Raw genomic sequence first — 18,406 nt, 5'->3', positions numbered from 1 at the left:
ATGATGTCTGGAACTGCAGGAAGGCTAGAAATCGGGCCAAAGACAGGCGGCGCTGGCACGGAGATCACACGTAAATTAGGCTACTCATTGCTATATATCGTGTTGATTGCCGTTGCTGCTCTGCAATTGTTTCCGCTTGTATGGCTGCTGTTTTTCTCATTAAAAAATAATCAGGAAGTGTTCAACCTTCCTGCTCTATCGTTGCCGATGAATCCTCATTGGGAGAATTACGCGAAGGTCTGGAATGTAGGGAACATCAACGTGTATTTCTTCAACAGCGTATGGATTACCATCGTGGCTACGGTGTTAACGGTTATCTTCGGGAGCTTGGTTACGTATGCAGTTACCAGAATGAAATGGAAGGGAAGCTCGTTCGTACTGGGATTGTTTATGGTAGCGATGATGATTCCTGTTCACTCCACGCTTATTCCTTTATTTAGTATATTCAATAAGATTGGCTTAACGGATCACCCTTTGTCACTTATTTTGTCTTATGTCGCTTTTAACATGCCGATAACGATTATGATTTTGCTGGGCTTCTATTACGCACTGCCACGCGAAGTGGAAGAGGCTGCAGTAATTGATGGTTGTTCCGTGAACAGAATGTTTTTTAGAATTATACTTCCTATGACAAGCTCGGTGATCGCGACTACAGCCATTATTAATATGATCTATAACTGGAACGAATTTATTTTTGTAAACACATTTATTAGTTCTGATTCTTACAAGACGCTGACCGTGGGGGTGCAAAACTTCATTGGTCAATATACGACGGATTGGGGTGCGATCGGGGCAACGCTTATGATCAGTATTTTGCCTATCCTGATTACATTCCTGTTCCTCAGTAACCGTATCGTTGAGGGAATTGCGGCGGGTTCGGTTAAAGGGTAAGTAGAAAGAAGACCTGAATTTCTCAGCTCGAAAAGCTGAAGAGAATTCCGGTCTTTTTTTTAATCCAATCTAGAATTTTGATTCAATCTTGAAAGCCTCGGGTTAATGGAGGCTATCAAAGATGAACATTCGAAAGGAGAGATTGCTGATGGAACCGGGCTATAAGGATAGAAGTGTTGAAGTGGAGCATAGGGAGGTACAACGGAAATCGGATTCCAGCGTTGTCGCATCTACCTTTATTAAATATGCTGCTTACATTATTATATTTTTTGGTTTTCTGTTCTTTTTGGTTAAATATGTATTTCCTAAGTTTTAATAAAGATTGATTCTTAAGGCGGAGTCTTATTGTTTCTCTGCGATGATCTTTTTTATTACTGCTATAGTTTCTGGTGCAGCATTCTCCAGCATAAACTCAATTGCAGCGAACTGCCGCATAACGTACCTGTGCTCAAGCTTTTCTAAAGGGTTGAAAAAGCCTTCCGGATAATCGATAATCTCCAGATCCCGCTCCGTGACCTGTCCTATGTATTCAAAGGCGTATTCGAATGTACCTTCCGAAATATATAAATCGACGATTTCTTCAATTCGCTTGCGATCAATATGATCCACGACAGTTAGATAATTAGGTGCACTCCAGTAGGCCCCATTTAGACAAGCACCACTTTGGATGTAGTCTTGTCGGATCGCTTCGATGTTCTTGAAGGTGTAGAAATCCGATGCCCAGCGGGAGCGGTCAGGGAATGTGACTATGACATAGAGATTATAATTGTCCTCTTCCTCAGTCCCACTTTCCGGAGACAGCTGTATATGTCTTGTTCTACTGATCATAATTATAAGTCCCCTTTCTTAACAAAAACGGCTACCGTCTTTTTAAAAGACGGTAGCCGCTGCTTTAAATATGTCCTAGATTTTAATCATCCGAGGCTATAACTTCATCTCATTACTCGATTCCGCAGAATTACGATAAAAGAACCAGCACTCATTCAGCAGCTTGATCTGACGGCGGTCTTTTTTGTAATAAGCTTTCATTAGCTGATGGCAGAGCCACTGTGGCAAGCGAATCCCTCCTCTAACAACTTACGTAAGTTAGAATATGGAGAAATAAGCCTAAAGGTGCGGATTACAGTAGGCTTTCTGCTTCCTCTTCGTACCACTGCTCCAATTGAGCCTGTAGTGCTCGTATCTCAGTAAGCAGGGAGATCAGTGGGTAGTTCTTCTGCTCTTGAACAGAGGCGAAGGCTTGTTCCAATCTATTGATATAATCCAGACCGGACTCCAGGGAGTAATCCTCACGTAACAGATCCAGCGAATCGCACTCGGCGATGGCTAAGGGCAGATCCGGAACATTATCGGCTGTCAGCTTGTCGATTTCTTTGTTCAGGCGTAAATTGAGCGCACTTAGTTGGTACGCATATTCCTCAGGCATTTCCACGAATTGTAATTCTTGATTTTGCTGCAAAATTACATACCGCATTTTCGGCATTGTTCATTCTCCCTCCGTACTTGTCTTCCTTCTTGACAGTTTAGCCTATGCACAAGTTACAATTCAAGTAGAGATCTTATTTCCCGTGGAAAGGACTTGTGATAGAACGCTATGGAAACTATGAGCAACGAAGAGCTGCAGCTGTGGATTGAGCAGGTATCACGGGACAGCTTTGGCGTGCCGTTTAGGCATAAGGCCAGCTTTAACAGCCGGTTGTCCTCAACGGGTGGCCGATATTTTACCAAAAGCCATAATATAGAGATTAATCCCCATCAGCTTGCCATGTTTGGCAGAGAAGAGACGGAGCGGATTATAAAGCATGAGCTCTGCCATTATCATTTGCATTTGGCTAAGCGAGGGTATATGCATCGTGACGCTGATTTCAAAAGCCTGCTGGCGCAAGTCGGCGGAAGCCGCTACTGTCAGACACTGCCGGGTGCAAAAGCTCGGAAGCCGCTGCCCTATCGATATAAGCTTGTATGCAGTGCCTGTGCCATGGAGTATCCGCGTAAGCGAAAAGTAGACCCTAAGCGTTATCGCTGCGGTAAATGTTCGGGCAAGTTGAAGTTATTTATTTTATAACCAAACCTAATAATCCGACAAAAGAAACAGCTTGCTGAGGCGAAATGATACATCCTTCTAAATCTTTGATATCCACGATCAAGCCACTGAACTCGCAGTCACTAAGGTCGATCCCATTAAGCTTTGATCCTGACAATGTGGCTTGATCCATATTACACTCGCTGAAGTTGATTTTTTGGAAATTTGACTGATAGTAGTCGGAACTCATTAATGAGCTGTTCTCAAAAGCAACCTGCTTCAGATTAGCGAATCGAAACGTAGCAAAATCCCCGATACAATCTACTACACGAACATTCTGGAATCTGCCTCTTGTAAAGTCTGTGCCGATGAGCTTGCAGTTTCTAAATTCAGTTCGATGAATAATGCCATTCGTAAAATCCACATTAGATAGATCACAGTGATCAAATATCACGTCCATAAGCTCGATCCCAGTTAGGGAGCACTCCGTAATCGTTACATTTTTAAAAATCACGCGATCAAAGCTGACCTTATTAGCCTCTTGATTATCAATAACCGTATCGCTGATGCTGCAACAGCTGAATTCGTCTTTAGTTTGCAGTGAATATATTTGCTCAGGAAGAAGAGAGTCTGGATCTGCTATTTTTGGCGAATCAATTTTGAAATTCATATGTACCTCCGTTTGTTTACTCCTTGCGGGTAGCTAAAACTAACTATCATCGCGTTAAACCGATTTGTCAATCTTCATGAAGGTTGTAGGGATTGGATATCCGTACAAATACACCTTTTTCTGGATAAAATCGCACATCGTTTTGTAAGCGTTCCCAAACTAATATGAAAAGGAAGTCCATATTAATTAGAGGGGGCACATGTATGAAACGAATCAGGTCCGCAATGGCGGGTCTGCTCGCGCTGCTGCTGATTTTTTCAAGCTTGCCTGTAATGGGAACCGGTAGTGGTTCCGTGGGAGCAGAAGGGGTTGGAGGAACAGGCGCTGAGCAAATTCCATCAGGTACGGTACTCATCAAGAATAAGTGGAAAAACAACTTTTTATATGAGACATCCGCAGGAATCGTGCGTTATGGCATGACCAATCCAGCCGATGCTTCAGCGCATTGGACGGTTGAGACGGTGAACGGGCTGTCACGAATCAAGAATGTGAAGACAGGCCATTACATTACAATGGCTGGTAACAACGGCAAAGAGGATTCACTTAAGGCGGCAGAACACCAAGGTTCAGGAAGTGTTGCGGATCAGTGGCTAATTGATACTTCCAATCGCAATGGATACATGATCATCCGAAGTGCGACTGTGCCAGAGGGGAAGTTGGTTATCCACGAGGAGAATCAGCTTGGTTATGCGCAAGTAAGCTCGGATATCAATGTTACGTTTGAGAGTCCGCAGTGGGCTTTTATAGATCTAAATGCAGCACCTGTACGGCTAGAGAGTCGTCTCCGCCCCGGTCAGGTAATGTATGAAAGTGAAGGGAATGTTCTTTACGGTAAACAGCCTGTCAGCAATGAAGCGGCCCAGTGGTATCTTGAATCAGGGACGGATGACGGAACAGTAATGATTCGCAACCGTGCGACAGGTCATTATATTAAGCAAAATGAAGTGACCTGGGCTGGGGTTTTTTCGCAGGAAGTCGATATGGATCACGTGAAGCTAAGTGAATGGGTCCAAGAGCATGCACCAGGCCCTGATGGGACGGGCTTCATTACCCTTCGTAACAGTGGTTTAACTGAAGAGGGGAGTCCATTATGGCTAAATCCACAATTCAGCGATGACAATAATGTGCGATCTAACAGCTGGCCGGGTTCAGCCTCTAATCCAAGCGCGCAGTGGAGAATCGTGCCTATTTCCGAATTACAGCCTGTACGACTGGCAACTTATACGGATGCACAAGTGGCTACAGATTTCTTATATGAATCCGCAAACGGCGAGCTTAAGCATGGAATTATTGCGCCAGATGCCGCTAACACCTCTGACTATCTATGGTATATAGAAGATTATGACGGTAATAAGCGTATCCGTAATGCGGCAACCGATCATTATGTTTCTTATAGTGAAGGTACTGCCAAGGCCTTGCAGATTAGTGGAAGTCAGCCGTCGGATCAATGGATTTTTAATGATTCCGATGATTATGATGATTACCAGACGCTTCAGAATCTCGAAAGCACAGGCATTTATTTGTCTACATTGGGTGGAAAACATGCGGGTGCGATTGGGGATGCGACTTCTTTGAGCGCTCAGTGGCAGCTTTTAGATCCTAACACACCGACTGACGGCACCGGGCCCTATTACCGGATTCAGAATGGCTGGAAGTCATTTTATTGGTATGAGAGTGTTGATGGTCTTTTAAAATATGGAAATATGCAGAAGGACGGCTCCGATCAGTGGCTCGTGGAGAAATATAACGGCCGCAAGCTGTTCAAAAACAAGAAAACAGGCCATTACATGAACACGATGAATATGCCAAATGGCCACCTTCAGGTCACAGAGCTTCCAGACAGAAATCATGTGGAACGAGAATACATCTGGACAGGCAAAAATGTTGGGAACAACACCTACGTAATCAGTAGCGTTCTCGACAAGGAACCTAATAAAATCCCAGAGAAGTATATTTCACTTCAAAACCTCACTAAATATGCTGAGTACGGAGTGATCAATCCAGGTTGGGGCAGTCCGCAGTGGAGATTTGTTCCGGTCACCGAGAAAAAACAAGATTTGTTCCGTTTTCAGCTAGATGCTGTAAATGGAGAGGATCAATATCTTAAGGACGGTCCTTTGCTGACTTCTCCAGCTGCAATAGAGGAATTGCCAGAATCCAAGACGGTTACTGAAGCTGTCTATGCTGACCTGGAATCTGCACACTCTAACGAAAATCTTGCACCTCTAGCTGCTGAGAACGAGGATGTAACAGTAGGCCAGGCTACTTATGGTCCACTTGATTTGAATGACGATTCCTTTGTCTGGCAGTTGCAAGAAATAGCGGGCAGCAATGGATCGGTGAAGATAAAAAATAAAGGCACTGGACGTTATCTCTCCCTTGAGCATATAGGTGGGGCTGTAGATGAGATTGATCCTAAAGTTAGCGTTCAGACTTTGCAAACAGTGTACGATGTATGGGCCAGCATTAAGTGGAAGGTTGATATGCAGGCGTCCGGTGTGACTACCATTATGAGCTCATGGGCTGGTCACTATATCTATGGTGCGCCTGATGATAACGGCAACCCAATTCTCCGAATCAGTAAAGCTGCAGATACAGCGGAAAAAAGCAGTGCACATTTTACTGCTGAAGCGGTTGAAGCGATTGCTCCGCCGCTGCCTGATTACCCTGTAAGATTCAAGAATGCAAGCAGCGGAGAGTATTTATACGAAAATGAGCATGGGGTTGTTCTGTACGGGCAGCCGTCAGCAGACAATGGATTTTCGCACTGGAATGTATCTGTGCAGGAGGGTAAACAGACGATCACCAACCGGGCAACAGGTCATTTTTTAACGCTGAATGGTGATTATTCATATTTGGAGAGCAGTAGTACAGATCCTGCTGTAGACGGAGCATCCGCCTGGGAAGTAAGCTTGGCTTCCGATTATACACATTACACCATTCGTAGTCTCTTTGGAGAATACGACGATGAATTAATAAACATTGCCAATAAGACAGGATATGCTGAACGTGCGCTTTTGCTAGAAAGTGAGGGTACGGCACTATGGACACTTGAGGCGGCTCCACAGGAGTTTACTACTCCATCTGGAGAACTGCGCAATAACAATACAACAACTCCAGTTCAAGATGATACCAACATCATAACCATTGTACCGAAAGGCATGGCTGGTAAAGTATTGGCCGAAAAAGAGGGGGCTGTCCTATATGCAGATGCTTCCGATATGGCGGCTCAATCCCAGTGGCTGGTCCAGGAGATAAACGGACGCAAACGGATTATGAATGTTCAGACACGACATTATCTTTCGCTCAATGAATCGGGCCAAGTGGTCTTGTTAGCTGCTGGAGATACAGAAAGATCCCAATGGAAGCTGGAAGAGAAGTTAGGTTATGCTGTTCTGCTAAGTGCGAACGGAACAGGTCTTCTTTCTCACAGCACATCGGCTGTTCAGCTTGGTTCTGCTGCAAATGGAACTGATAGTGAGCTCTGGAGCTTCTTACCTATCCCTGCTGATGCAATTTATGCAGGAGGAGAAGCATTCAAAGGGGAACGTGTTATACGGTTTGCAGTCAACGCCCAGCAGGCTGGGGAATACGATGCTGTTATTCGATACAAAAATACCGCTGCTGCCGCAACGGATCTGGCACTAGAGGTGAATGGATTAAACGAAGGGGGCAAGGTTAGTCTTGGCAAGTCTGCCTCTTGGAAGACTGTAGCGGTAAAACTGCAGCTTCGTGCAGGCATCAACACGGTTTCTCTAAGCAGTGACAACGTGGATTGGAGTAAAGTAACCCTTGATAGCCTGACCGTAAAAAACAGCGTAAACAAAACATACCGTGGAGCAACGGTTCCATATATCAGCTATGAAGCTGAGGATGCGGCAACAAACGGAACGTTGATTGGTTCGTCGCGGAAATATCTCAGCATGGCTTCCGAGGCTTCTGGACGACAAGCGGTGGCCTTAAAGAATACGGGAGATTATCTAGAGTTCAAGCTTGCAGAATCAGCTAACTCCATCGTTCTTCGATATTCTATTCCTGATAGTCCAGATGGGGCTGGTGCGGAAGAAACCTTGACTCTATATGTGGATGGAATTAAGAAGCAGCTTAAGCTGACATCCAAATATGCTTGGGAATATGGCAGCTACCCATGGTCAAATGACCCTCGCCAAGGCAGTGGACACCGCTTCTTTGACGAAATCCATGCTCTGATTGGTGATGCTCCTGCCGGAGCAACTATTCGCTTAGAGAAGGGAACAGGAGACAACGCAGCTTCTTACGTCATTGACCTGGTGGATATGGAGCAGGTTGCCCCTGAGTTGGCTCGCCCGGACGGATTTATTTCCGTAACGGATTTTGGAGCGGCAGCGAATGATGAGGGAGATGATACCGCAGCCTTCAAGGCAGCCCTTGCCGAAGCGAATGCGACAGGTAAAGGTGTGTGGTTCCCGGCGGGTACCTTTAATGTCGGTGAGGGTCTGCTGGATCTGGATACCGCTGAAATACGTGGTGCCGGCATGTGGTATACGGTTCTGAATGGAGCTAAGTTTTATGGTCACGGCGGTAAGGTTGGTGTTTACGATCTGATGATTGAAGGCGGCATTAACGAACGGGATGATGAAGCGATCACCAACGCTTTCCATGGTGCTTTTGGCCAAGGTTCGATTATACAGAACGTTTGGATAGAACATACCAAAGCAGGCTTGTGGTTAACTCAGCCGATGGGTGAAAAGGCGCGTACGAAGGGTCTGTACATGGCAGGTCTGCGGATCCGCAATCTTATGGCAGACGGGATTAACTTTGCCGTAGGGACTGGCAACAGCATGATGGAACAAAGTGACATCCGCTATCCAGGGGATGATGGAATCGCAATGTGGTCGTTTACAGACGGCAAGTTGACGGATGTGAATGGTACGGAACGTACACCGAGCTATAATAACACGGCACGTTTTAATACGGTATCCTTGCCTTGGTTAGCGGATAACATTGTAATCTTTGGGGGGAAAGATAACAAAGTCCAGGACAACGTGGTAAAAGACACTGTGACTAATGGAGCCGGGATTGCAGTCTCTACCCGTTTCACCGCCGAGCCCTTCCAAGGAACAACGGTTGTGGAGCGAAATACCTTGCTTAGAACTGGCAGCTACGATTCCGGTTACGGCGTAAATCTGGGTGCGTTATGGCTTTATGCTGGTGAGAGTGATCTGAAAGGAAAAGTACTCATTCGCAACAATACGGCACTGGACAGCACTTATTCGGGGTTGATTGCTCAAGGTGATCTAGAGGGAGATACTCTCACTTCCATTGATAGAGTTGTGCTGACGAATAATGTATTGGATGGCGCAGGTACAAGCGGTATAGAAGTTACGAAAAATCTGAAAGGGAGTCTGCTGGTCGACAACATGATTATTCGTGGTGAACGGATGAACCTAATGACCAATGCCTCTCCTGACTTAAGCATTAAAGAACAAAATCAAGGAATAGCCTCAGCCATTAAACCGTTCTCTATCAAACTAGCAGATGGACAGAGTGGGCCTGTGATATTAGAGCAGGGTAAGTCAGCTACGCTTAAGGTACTAGATAAAGAAGGCAGAGATCTTACCGCACAAGCTAGTCTAAATATTATGAGCAATGAGATTGCTACATTTACCAACGACAGTCTTAAAGGAATTAAAGCGGGTATCACAGACTTCACGGTAACTGTGGGCAGCGATAAGAGGGGATATACAATTGAGGTGCTATCACCTGGCGGGATAGATCCTGTAGACCCGATCGATCCTGTGGATCCAACAAGTACTCCTAGTCCGACGAGTACTCCAGAACCAACAAGTACTCCTGGTCCAACAGACCCTACAGGGTCAGTGAACCCTGTTCAACCCGGCACACCGACGGCTACACCAGCACCTACGCCAGCAGCTAATCATGATGCGCAGCTAAAAGCTAAGGCGACTGCAGGGCAGGCTGTTATCGAGATATCAGCTAACGGTGACGGCACAGCCTGGTTTAGTGCAGATGCTTTACGTAAGGCGGCGGCACTTAGCCCCAAAGCTGTGCTTGTTATTGAAAGTGGAGGGATGAGCTACCGCTTCCCGTTAGAGCTTGTGGAGAGTGTGCTCAAAGCCGCACAAATGCCGGCAGGCACACTGGAGTTCAATGTAAATTCGCTAAGCGGAAAAGGATTGGAACAACTGCTTGCCAAAGCTAAGCAGCAAGGCTTTACTGTGCAAGGAACACCGGCTAATTTCACTCTAAAGGTAACGGATGGAAAAACCTCTGTAGCAGCAAGCGGGTTCGGTACCACTTATGTAGATCGTACATTTATGCTTAAGGAGGCGCTGGATGCGAAGACAGGTGTAGTCCTTATATACGATGAACAGACGGGTTCCTTCCGTTATGTACCTGCATTGTATGAGCTCGTTAATGGGATGACCAAGGTTACGGTTAGGAGCAGTATTGCGAGCGGTGTATTTGTCGCTGCGCTGCACCCTGTGACTTTTGGAGATATTTCCACACATTGGGCGAGAAATGAGATTGAGAGACTTGCCAGCCGACTGATCTTGACCGGACAATCCACAGATACCTTTGCACCTCAGAAATCTGTCAGTCGTGCCGAGTTCGCAGCTATGCTGATTCGATCGTTAGGTCTTGTAGCTGCGAACACGACGAAGACCTTCAGTGATGTGTCCGATTTATCTTGGTATGCAGCGGACGCCAGAGCTGCTGCAGCCTTAGGACTGGTTCAAGGCTATGAGGATGGAACCTTCCGTCCGAACGCCCCTATTACACGGGAGCAAATGGCTGTTATGGCAGCCAGAGCAATGAAGCTGCTGAATCTAGAAGCTGAAGGATCTAGAGCAATCGTTGCTACAGATGTTTTCAGAGACGCTTCAACTATTTCCTCATGGGCTAAAGAAGCAGTGTCTGACCTGGCTGCAAAAGGCATTATGAAAGGTCAACCATTAGGCAGCTTTGCACCTAGCAGTGATACTAGCCGTGCAGAAGCCGCCGTAATTCTTGTACGGTTGCTTAGAGCAGCTGAATTATTGAATTAACTACCGCGGTAGAAGCTACAATATGGCATAAGTAAAAGGACAGCAGAGCAGCGATCCTCCGGTTATTGGAGAATCGCTGCTCTGCGTTTTTGACGATGGCTGGCCTGCTATAAAAGCTTATGAGCAAGCGAAAGCTCATTGACTTTGAGTAACCCATTCACTTGCATAAACACCAACACCAACATCGCCGAGCTATCATTGGCTGAGGCTTACGGACCCCAATGACGCTATTGGCAAGTTTTTAGCCTTTTGGGCAGGGTTTCGGACTCAAGTGATGCTATTCGTTCGAAAGAGGCTCATATTTGGTGTTTTTCGTGCCAATAGAGGCAATGGGGTCCGATAGTATGCCAAATATGTGATTATGCTGAGTATAAGGTCAACTGGGTCCGATAGTAGCTTCATATCCGATTCCGATACAGCCTTATTTTAGCTTTCCCATCGATAGATTGACTCTGTAATTTCCGAACTTCAGCAGTTCGTCGAGAAAGCTATTCAACTCCTCTTGGCTTCCGGTACGAACACGTATCCAGTAGCAGCCTTCTCCGCTGACCCTATGTATTTCTTTTACACTATCATGCTGCTTTGCGAATGTCTGAAAGGCTGGGTGAACCGTATTCGAACCCAAAAAAACAGTAATAAAGGCATGAATAGTCTCCCCAACCTTATCCGGATTCCAGCGTACCGTGTAGCCTTCAATCACTCCGGTGTCCTGCATTTTGCGAATACGTGCGCCCACAGCCTGACCGGTCATATGCACTTGCTGCCCAATATCTTTGTGACTGATCGTGGAATCTTCAATTAGAAGCTGCAGGATGCGAAAATCCACATCATCTATAAAATAAGAACTCATTATTATCTAAAATCCTTTCTGCGTGAAAGTAGAACAGGCCAATCTTTTTCCAATCTCAATGTATTCTGTTTCAAGGTCCAACTATAATTAATTGTAGCAGAAGATATCTGAAAGAAAGAAGGGCTTCCGATGAAAATACAGCATATCCGCAATGCGACCCTATGGCTAGAGTATGGTGGCAGTACATTTTTAATTGATCCTATGTTGAGTGAACAGGGTGCTAATCCACCTATTTTTAATACTGACAATGATCGCCGCAATCCGCTCGTTCCTTTGCCGGGAGCCGTAGAACAATGGCTGAGTCCTAATGCAATTCTTGTCACACATCTTCATCAGGATCATTGGGATGCTGCTGCCATTTCTTTGTTGCCGCATGATCTACCACTATTATGTCAGGAAGGAGATGGAGATAAATTAGCGAAGCAGGGGTTTGAGCATACCACGGAAATTAGCGGTTCTCTGACGTTTAATGGAATAACTATAACACGTACTGATGGACGGCATGGCACTGGAGTAACTGGTAAACTTATGGGTAAGGTATCCGGGTTTGTGTTTCAGGCGGAAGGCGAACCTGTTCTATATGTGGCTGGGGATACGATTTGGTGTGATAAGGTGAAAATGGCATTGGATGCTTTTAAACCTGAGGTGACCGTTGTGAATGCTGGTGGTGCGCAGTTTTTAAGCGGATGCCATATTACAATGAATGAGCAGGATGTCGTAGACCTATGTGAATATGCTCCTTCTACTAAAGTGATTGCTGTGCACATGGACGCCATTAACCATTGTTTGGTTACCCGAGATAAGCTAAAAGCTCATTTAGAGAAGGAATCGTTGGGGGATCGGGTACAGCTTCCGCAGGATGGAGAATGGTGTAATCTATAGACGGAGAGGGATGGAAATCTCTTTAAAAAATCTAGCAAGCGGCCGAATAATAGCATAAATTTGAAAACGATCACAAAAATTATTTTGCCCGCTTGACTAGACCTTGAAATCATGATAAATTAATTCATGTTCACTTGTAATGTTCCCTGATAGCTCAGTTGGTAGAGCACTCGACTGTTAATCGAGTTGTCACAGGTTCGAGTCCTGTTCGGGGAGCCATTTTCATGGAGAGATACCCAAGTGGCTATAAGGGGACCCTCTGCTAAGGGGTTAGACTGCGTAAGCGGTGCGTGGGTTCGAATCCCACTCTCTCCGTTCTGAATTACATAAGAAGAGCTTCCATTCTGGGAGCTTTTTTTTTTGTTGTGTAAATTTATTTTTTGGTTGCTATATGCGATTCTGAGAACGGTGAATTCAATATTTTGGAAGGGGAATGGAGTGGAGGGATCGAATGTTTATTTGATAAGTGTGAAGAGTTTAAAGGAGGAGCATGAAAACTATAAATCAAATACAAACAAAACCGTCAAGCCGATATGATAGTTTTGATCCCGATCAAGAGGGAAATAAAAATACTATTTTTGCCGACATAATAATTGATGATAGGTCTCTTTACCAAATGTTAAAAAAATATGATAGGGTTCCTTCCCTCGGGTGGGGTAGTGAAGAGCATCAAAGGAAAATGATTAATTATTTTTTGTTAAACGAAATGCATGAATATTTGTACTACAGGTACCCAATATTAGTCTGTCCCTGGTGTGGCGATGAAGAATGTGGCTTTATATCCGTGTTTATTGAGAGAGAAGAGGATCTTATTATATGGAGAGATTTCAAATTAGAATCCGGTAATAAGACTATTGATATAGGCCCTTTTTGCTTTAAATGGGATGAATACGAAAAAGTTATTAAAGAGACATTTGGAACTGCGGGGATTCAATAAAGTAAACCTGAAAACCCATGGAAGAGATGTGCTCAAATAATTTATATGGGAAAGATCTATGAGTGAATCCAATAACTACATGATCAAAGGAGTGGAATCAACATGGAACTGTTTAAGCAGATCCCCTTGTACAGATTTTTGGCATTATGCAATGAAAGTGGTATGGAAAAAAACATATTAGACTGCGGGGCGGGAGGGGATTCACCTCCACTAAGTTTGTTTGCAAACTATGGATACAGTACATACGGTATTGAGATGAATGACGAACAAATTAAAAGAGCTAGTCAGTTCGCAACTGAAAGAGGACAGAATCTAAATATACAACAAGGCGACATGAGACAGTTGGCACTAAGTGATGAGTCGATGAGTTTTGTGTATTCATATAACTCTATTTTTCATATGAGAAAACAAGATGTGAAAAAAGCGATAAATGAAATGAAACGCGTTCTAAAACCTAATGGATTATTATTTGTGAATTTTTTAACCCTAAAGGATTTTAGAGTCGGCGATGGAGTTGATTTGGGGGATAATCAGTTTGAACAAATGGAAGACGATGAATTCGTAATACACTCTTATTATGATTATCATGAGGCGGATTCTATGTTTGATGATTTGCAGTTAATATACAAAGAAGATCGAGTACTGGAAAGAAAGTTTGAAGGCGAATGGATACGACAAGGATTTATCGATTACATATATAAAAAATAGCTGGATGCTGAAGAACATATTAGTAGCTCCGAAAAAGCTAGATAGCTGCGAACAATACGTTCACGCCGTGGACCACGAGGTGTTGGTTCGATAAAGGTAAAGGTTTGAAGAAGAGTTAGCCAGGTGGACAACCCCGCGAGTCTAATGCTAGCGACTGTTTCCTAGGGTGATTTAAGCCGCTTGAATGTCAATCAGCACTTGATGCTTGTTCGCAACCATTATACTTCGGGGGGAATTTCAGATGGATGTAATTATAAATAACTCAATGATTCAGTTGATTCAAGGAGATATAACTAAATTAGATGTTGATGCTATCGTCAATGCAGCAAACACAAGCTTGATGGGTGGAGGCGGAGTAGATGGAGCTATCCATAGAGCTGGTGGAAAAGCGATATTAGAGGATTGCATGAAAATTCGTAACCAAAGGGGAGGTTGTGAGGTTGGAGAAGCGGTAATAACAACAGGAGGAAATCTGAAATGTGAATTTGTTATTCATACCGTTGGTCCTGTTTGGAATAGTGGAAAGAATAACGAAGAAGAGAAGTTAAGGAATTGCTATAAAAATTTATTAATATTAGCTGAATCTAATGAAGTAACAAGTATTGCGATACCTAATATAAGTACAGGAATATATAATTTTCCGAAAGATCTTGCTTGTAGCATAGCTATAGATGAAGTTTCAAAATATATTATAAATAATAAGTCGGAAATAAATAAGGTTATTTTTATATGTTTCGATGAAGCGAACTATGAACTATATAAGAATGAATTAAAGAGATTTTGTTAGAATTTTGATGTTTACCAGAAAAGGAGATGTGCCAATGAATAACAGATCAGATTTGCTAAATCAGTTTAAGGAATGGAATGGATTTGTTCTAGAAATTATTGATTTAGATTGGAAAACACCCATCGCTGAAGGAAAATGGACCATTCATGATGTTGTTAGTCATATTTTGTTATGGGATAAATACTTCTATGAATCGACGATCGAACCGATAGCATACGATAAAGCGATAACACTTCAACTTATTGATTTCGATCAATTTAATAATGATGCTGTTACATATGGTAAAACAAAAACCAAAGACGAATTAATAGAATTGACTGTGAAGTATCGTAACTTAATATTAGATTGTATAAGTAGTCTTGAGGAGGGAAAATACTCAGGCAAATATGTGGACGGAAGGTTTTCCTTTGAGTCCTATTTAAAGGATTTTATATCGCATGACCTACATCATATGATGCAGATTAAAGAATTAAACAAGAAAATGATGAGTAATTGACTCGTGACGGAAGTGCAAAGAATGGAACTGACCACCCTAATTAGCTTTCTCTCACTCGAATTATTGTGTGGGACAGAGCTTTTTTTTGCGCAAAAATAGAGATACAACTTGACCAGTAACTCATAATAAACTCGAAAAACACATATCCAAAGAGACAAATGTTATATTATTTATCATTAAATGCAATCTGTAGGTAAAATCAAAGACTCCCCCTCTGAAAATCAAACTTTAAAAATCTCCATAATTCTTCTGTTTTCTTCTCTTTACCCACTTTCTATCTTTATACATCCCAAAGGTTTAACTCGAAATGTTATGTAATATAACATAAAATATTGAATATTATAGTAAAAACCTCAAATTTTACTGACGCATGTATAGTACTGTGTTAATATAAGTGACATAAAACGATGAAAATGAATGTAAGCTAAAGAAAGGTGTTTTTAAAAATAAATATGGGGATTGGGGGACGGCGATGGAGTATTTCATTCAACAGTTAATTAACGGGATTTCTGTAGGGAGCATCTATGCTCTGATCGCACTAGGGTACACCATGGTTTACGGGATTATTAAATTGATCAATTTCGCCCATGGGGATGTGTTTATGGTTGGGTCGTTTATTGGATTGTTCAGTGCCAGGTACTTGGCTTCAGCAGGGCTTCCTCCGATACTGGTCTTACTTATCTCATTGGTGATTTCTATGACGATCAGTGCGTTGCTGGGGATGTCAATCGAACGGCTAGCATACAAACCTCTACGAAAAGCTTCGCGAATCGCTGTGTTGATTACTGCAATTGGCGTTTCTTTTTTGCTGGAATACAGCGGTGTGTTTGTGCTTGGTCCTCAGGCTAAAGGATTTCCGGAGATTCTTAATAAGCAGCAATACAACTTGTTTGGTTCCTCGATTCAGGTGGACTCCAATCAAATCATGATCTTGGGGACGACGGTTATTTTGATGATCATCCTTCAGTATATTGTGCACCGAACAAAGATTGGTAAAGCGATGCGGGCCGTTTCTTTTGATATGGAAGCAGCACGGTTGATGGGGATTAATGTAGATCGGACCATTTCAGCCACCTTCGCTATAGGATCTGCACTTGCGGCAGCAGCAGGCGTTATTTTCGGAATGACTTATAATTCAGTGGATCCGATGATGGGGGTGCTTCCGGGTCTTAAAGCTTTTGTGGCTGCGGTTCTAGGTGGCATTGGCAGTATTCCTGGTGCTCTGGTAGGGGGACTTCTGCTGGGCACAGTTGAGACAGAGGTTTCTTCTCTGGGATACTCTTCATGGCGTGATGGTGTGGCATTTGCTGTACTCATCCTAATCCTTATCTTTAAACCATCCGGGCTATTTGGTAAAAATGTCCGCGAGAAAGTGTAGGGAGGTGCCTATGAAGAAGATAAACAAGTCATTTTGGATAGGCATTGTATTTTCTGTCATGCTATATATCGTCATTCAAGTTCTTCTAACAACGGGAATATTTGATGATGTCATGGAGTCTACGCTAATTCTAATTTGTATAAACGTCATGCTGGCGGTGTCTTTGAATCTGATTAATGGGATAACGGGGCAATTCTCAATCGGGCATGCTGGATTCATGTCTATTGGTGCTTATGTTTCTTCCATTTTAACTTTGAACTTTGAGATGCCATTCGTACTGGCGCTAGTGATCGCTGGACTGGTTGCTGCATTTTTCGGTGTACTTATCGGGATTCCGACCTTGCGGCTGAATGGAGACTATCTGGCGATTGCTACGCTGGGATTTGGTGAGATTATCCGGATTGTCCTGCTCAATACAGAATATGTGGGCGGAGCTTCAGGCCTAAGCGGCATCCCTAATCAAACGACTTGGACGATTATGTTTCTGTTCACATTGGTCACGATTGTTGTGATCAATAACTTTATACGTTCCACTCACGGCCGGGCTTGTATAGCGATTCGGGAGAATGAAATTGCTGCTGAAGCGATGGGGATTAATACAACCTTGTACAAAGTCATTGCTTTTTCCCTTGGAGCATTATTTGCGGGAATAGCGGGTGGTCTCTCTGCTCATAAGTTCTACGTCATCAATCCTGGCAGCTTTAATTTTCTGAAATCATTCGAAATTCTAGTCATGGTAGTGTTAGGTGGGCTAGGAAGTACAAGCGGGGCCATCGTGGGTGCGATTGTACTGACGGTGCTCTTCACGGTGCTTCAGGAATATCCGGAGCTGCGGATGATTATTTACTCGGCGATTCTAATTCTGATGATGATTTTTCGGCCTAAAGGACTGCTTGGCAGCACGGGTTTTTCTTTCTTGAAATGGTCTAAAAAGGAGGTCAAGCCAAGTGACAGCATCAACAGTGGAAGTGCTTCTTGATGTTCAACAAGCAAGTCGTGCATTTGGCGGGCTTAAGGCGCTTAACGAGGTATCTCTCCATATTAATAAAGGCGAGTTGATTGGGCTCATCGGACCTAATGGCGCGGGAAAAACAACCCTTTTTAACTTGCTGACAGGCGTATACCCGCCTTCCAGTGGCGATATTATCCTCAGCAATCAGGCAGTAGGCGGGATGAAGCCTTATCGGATTAACCGAAAAGGGGCAGCGCGGACATTTCAGAATATCCGTCTATTTACTTCTATGACGGTGCTGGATAACGTTAAGATCGCATTTCACCAGCATGCCAGACATTCGATGTTCACTTCCATGCTTCGTCTGCCTAAGCATTTTGTAGAAGAAAACGAAATTACGCAAAAGGCTATGGATATTCTCAAAATATTTAATCTTGCCGATCAATGTGATGAATGTGCCGGGAATCTTAGCTATGGAAATCAAAGGCGTTTGGAAATTGCGCGCGCGCTTGCAGCAGGACCTAAGCTTTTGCTATTGGATGAACCAGCCGCAGGGATGAACCCGAATGAAACTCGGGAACTAATGAATCTTATTGCCTGGATCCGTGAAGAGTTTGAGCTGACGATCCTGCTTATCGAGCACGATATGTCCCTGGTTATGGGGGTGTGTGACCGGATTTATGTGCTGGATCGCGGAATGTTGATTGCTGAAGGTACGCCCGTTGAAATACGGAATCATCCCAAAGTCATAGAAGCCTATTTGGGACAGGAGGCGTAGTGGAC

17 protein-coding genes and 2 tRNA genes are annotated in these 18,406 nt (G+C 43.8%); 14 read left to right on the top strand and 5 right to left on the bottom strand.

Annotated elements, in window-relative coordinates; genetic code table 11:
* Together MHI15_RS17400 and MHI15_RS17395 are read left to right on the top strand one after the other, a co-directional pair.
* Positions 1-891, top strand: a complete 891-nt coding sequence (locus MHI15_RS17400) for a carbohydrate ABC transporter permease (protein WP_076219626.1) — start codon at positions 1-3, stop codon at positions 889-891.
* 121 nt (positions 892-1,012) lie between these two features.
* Positions 1,013-1,207 carry a hypothetical protein gene (locus tag MHI15_RS17395; RefSeq protein ID WP_036686806.1) on the top strand — a complete coding sequence of 65 codons (195 nt, stop codon included), beginning with the start codon at positions 1,013-1,015 and terminating at the stop codon, positions 1,205-1,207.
* 26 nt (positions 1,208-1,233) lie between these two features.
* Here the strand turns inward: MHI15_RS17395 and MHI15_RS17390 are convergent, their stop codons facing one another.
* The 3 genes from MHI15_RS17390 to MHI15_RS17380 form a co-directional block, all read right to left on the bottom strand.
* The gene (locus MHI15_RS17390) at positions 1,234-1,719 is read right to left on the bottom strand and encodes a hypothetical protein (RefSeq protein WP_076280204.1); all 486 of its coding nucleotides are present in this window, start codon (positions 1,717-1,719) and stop codon (positions 1,234-1,236) included.
* A 96-nt stretch (positions 1,720-1,815) separates the two neighbouring features.
* Entirely contained in the window at positions 1,816-1,947 is a 132-nt protein-coding gene (gene cmpA / locus MHI15_RS17385; protein ID WP_094903512.1) for a cortex morphogenetic protein CmpA, read from the bottom strand.
* A gap of 64 nt (positions 1,948-2,011) precedes the next feature.
* Positions 2,012-2,374: a hypothetical protein gene (locus MHI15_RS17380; RefSeq protein ID WP_036686808.1), complete on the bottom strand. Its 363-nt coding sequence runs from the start codon at positions 2,372-2,374 to the stop codon at positions 2,012-2,014.
* A gap of 120 nt (positions 2,375-2,494) precedes the next feature.
* Here MHI15_RS17380 and MHI15_RS17375 point away from each other — a divergent pair, with 120 nt between their 5' ends.
* A complete protein-coding gene (locus MHI15_RS17375; RefSeq protein WP_081383508.1) occupies positions 2,495-2,956 on the top strand; it encodes a SprT family protein in 462 nt (153 codons plus the stop codon).
* Here the strand turns inward: MHI15_RS17375 and MHI15_RS17370 are convergent.
* Complete coding sequence (locus tag MHI15_RS17370) at positions 2,946-3,584, bottom strand: pentapeptide repeat-containing protein (RefSeq protein ID WP_341164643.1); 639 nt, start codon at positions 3,582-3,584, stop codon at positions 2,946-2,948. The genes MHI15_RS17375 and MHI15_RS17370 overlap by 11 nt on opposite strands.
* Positions 3,585-3,787: 203 nt before the next feature.
* On the opposite strand from MHI15_RS17370, the gene MHI15_RS17365 reads away from it, so the two are divergent.
* Positions 3,788-10,633 (top strand): S-layer homology domain-containing protein, encoded by a 6,846-nt coding sequence (locus MHI15_RS17365; protein WP_341164642.1) that lies wholly within the window; start codon positions 3,788-3,790, stop codon positions 10,631-10,633.
* Positions 10,634-11,054: 421 nt separating this feature from the next.
* Here MHI15_RS17365 and MHI15_RS17360 read toward each other — a convergent pair whose 3' ends face one another.
* Positions 11,055-11,483, bottom strand: a complete 429-nt coding sequence (locus tag MHI15_RS17360; protein ID WP_076277914.1) for an Lrp/AsnC family transcriptional regulator — start codon at positions 11,481-11,483, stop codon at positions 11,055-11,057.
* Between the two features lie 129 nt (positions 11,484-11,612).
* On the opposite strand from MHI15_RS17360, the gene MHI15_RS17355 reads away from it, so the two are divergent.
* The 10 genes from MHI15_RS17355 to MHI15_RS17310 all read left to right on the top strand — a co-directional run bounded on the left by MHI15_RS17355 (position 11,613) and on the right by MHI15_RS17310 (position 18,401).
* A complete protein-coding gene (locus MHI15_RS17355; RefSeq protein ID WP_076277915.1) occupies positions 11,613-12,365 on the top strand; it encodes an MBL fold metallo-hydrolase in 753 nt (250 codons plus the stop codon).
* Between the two features lie 143 nt (positions 12,366-12,508).
* Positions 12,509-12,584: transfer RNA gene (locus MHI15_RS17350), tRNA-Asn, on the top strand.
* Between the two features lie 7 nt (positions 12,585-12,591).
* Positions 12,592-12,680, top strand: a tRNA-Ser gene (locus MHI15_RS17345).
* A 175-nt stretch (positions 12,681-12,855) separates the two neighbouring features.
* Entirely contained in the window at positions 12,856-13,302 is a 447-nt protein-coding gene (locus MHI15_RS17340) for an oxidoreductase (RefSeq protein ID WP_076220227.1), read from the top strand.
* 102 nt (positions 13,303-13,404) lie between these two features.
* Positions 13,405-14,010, top strand: a complete 606-nt coding sequence (locus tag MHI15_RS17335; RefSeq protein WP_076282036.1) for a class I SAM-dependent methyltransferase — start codon at positions 13,405-13,407, stop codon at positions 14,008-14,010.
* A 241-nt stretch (positions 14,011-14,251) separates the two neighbouring features.
* Complete coding sequence (locus MHI15_RS17330) at positions 14,252-14,797, top strand: O-acetyl-ADP-ribose deacetylase (protein WP_341164641.1); 546 nt, start codon at positions 14,252-14,254, stop codon at positions 14,795-14,797.
* A gap of 34 nt (positions 14,798-14,831) precedes the next feature.
* Entirely contained in the window at positions 14,832-15,293 is a 462-nt protein-coding gene (locus tag MHI15_RS17325) for a DinB family protein (protein WP_076280575.1), read from the top strand.
* A 472-nt stretch (positions 15,294-15,765) separates the two neighbouring features.
* Positions 15,766-16,671 carry a branched-chain amino acid ABC transporter permease gene (locus MHI15_RS17320; RefSeq protein WP_038569087.1) on the top strand — a complete coding sequence of 302 codons (906 nt, stop codon included), beginning with the start codon at positions 15,766-15,768 and terminating at the stop codon, positions 16,669-16,671.
* Positions 16,672-16,681: 10 nt separating this feature from the next.
* The gene (locus MHI15_RS17315) at positions 16,682-17,650 is read left to right on the top strand and encodes a branched-chain amino acid ABC transporter permease (protein WP_341164640.1); all 969 of its coding nucleotides are present in this window, start codon (positions 16,682-16,684) and stop codon (positions 17,648-17,650) included.
* Positions 17,619-18,401 (top strand): ABC transporter ATP-binding protein, encoded by a 783-nt coding sequence (locus tag MHI15_RS17310; RefSeq protein WP_340034078.1) that lies wholly within the window; start codon positions 17,619-17,621, stop codon positions 18,399-18,401. The genes MHI15_RS17315 and MHI15_RS17310 overlap by 32 nt, the downstream gene beginning before the upstream one ends.
* Positions 18,402-18,406: the final 5 nt, after the last annotated feature.

Origin of the sequence: Paenibacillus sp. FSL H7-0918, assembly GCF_038007025.1 — a bacterium.
In the GTDB taxonomy this organism is placed as follows: Bacteria; Bacillota; Bacilli; order Paenibacillales; family Paenibacillaceae; genus Paenibacillus_AQ; species Paenibacillus_AQ odorifer.
This window is presented reverse-complemented; position numbering and strand designations above follow the sequence as displayed.

Coding starts and splice junctions, on each gene's coding strand:
- MHI15_RS17400 (WP_076219626.1), top strand. CDS start 1: ATGATGTCTGGAACTGCAGGAAGGCTAGAAATCGGGCCAAAGACAGGC.
- MHI15_RS17395 (WP_036686806.1), top strand. CDS start 1,013: ATGAACATTCGAAAGGAGAGATTGCTGATGGAACCGGGCTATAAGGAT.
- MHI15_RS17390 (WP_076280204.1), bottom strand. CDS start 1,719: ATGATCAGTAGAACAAGACATATACAGCTGTCTCCGGAAAGTGGGACT.
- MHI15_RS17380 (WP_036686808.1), bottom strand. CDS start 2,374: ATGCCGAAAATGCGGTATGTAATTTTGCAGCAAAATCAAGAATTACAA.
- MHI15_RS17375 (WP_081383508.1), top strand. CDS start 2,495: ATGAGCAACGAAGAGCTGCAGCTGTGGATTGAGCAGGTATCACGGGAC.
- MHI15_RS17370 (WP_341164643.1), bottom strand. CDS start 3,584: ATGAATTTCAAAATTGATTCGCCAAAAATAGCAGATCCAGACTCTCTT.
- MHI15_RS17365 (WP_341164642.1), top strand. CDS start 3,788: ATGAAACGAATCAGGTCCGCAATGGCGGGTCTGCTCGCGCTGCTGCTG.
- MHI15_RS17360 (WP_076277914.1), bottom strand. CDS start 11,483: ATGAGTTCTTATTTTATAGATGATGTGGATTTTCGCATCCTGCAGCTT.
- MHI15_RS17355 (WP_076277915.1), top strand. CDS start 11,613: ATGAAAATACAGCATATCCGCAATGCGACCCTATGGCTAGAGTATGGT.
- MHI15_RS17340 (WP_076220227.1), top strand. CDS start 12,856: ATGAAAACTATAAATCAAATACAAACAAAACCGTCAAGCCGATATGAT.
- MHI15_RS17335 (WP_076282036.1), top strand. CDS start 13,405: ATGGAACTGTTTAAGCAGATCCCCTTGTACAGATTTTTGGCATTATGC.
- MHI15_RS17330 (WP_341164641.1), top strand. CDS start 14,252: ATGGATGTAATTATAAATAACTCAATGATTCAGTTGATTCAAGGAGAT.
- MHI15_RS17325 (WP_076280575.1), top strand. CDS start 14,832: ATGAATAACAGATCAGATTTGCTAAATCAGTTTAAGGAATGGAATGGA.
- MHI15_RS17320 (WP_038569087.1), top strand. CDS start 15,766: ATGGAGTATTTCATTCAACAGTTAATTAACGGGATTTCTGTAGGGAGC.
- MHI15_RS17315 (WP_341164640.1), top strand. CDS start 16,682: ATGAAGAAGATAAACAAGTCATTTTGGATAGGCATTGTATTTTCTGTC.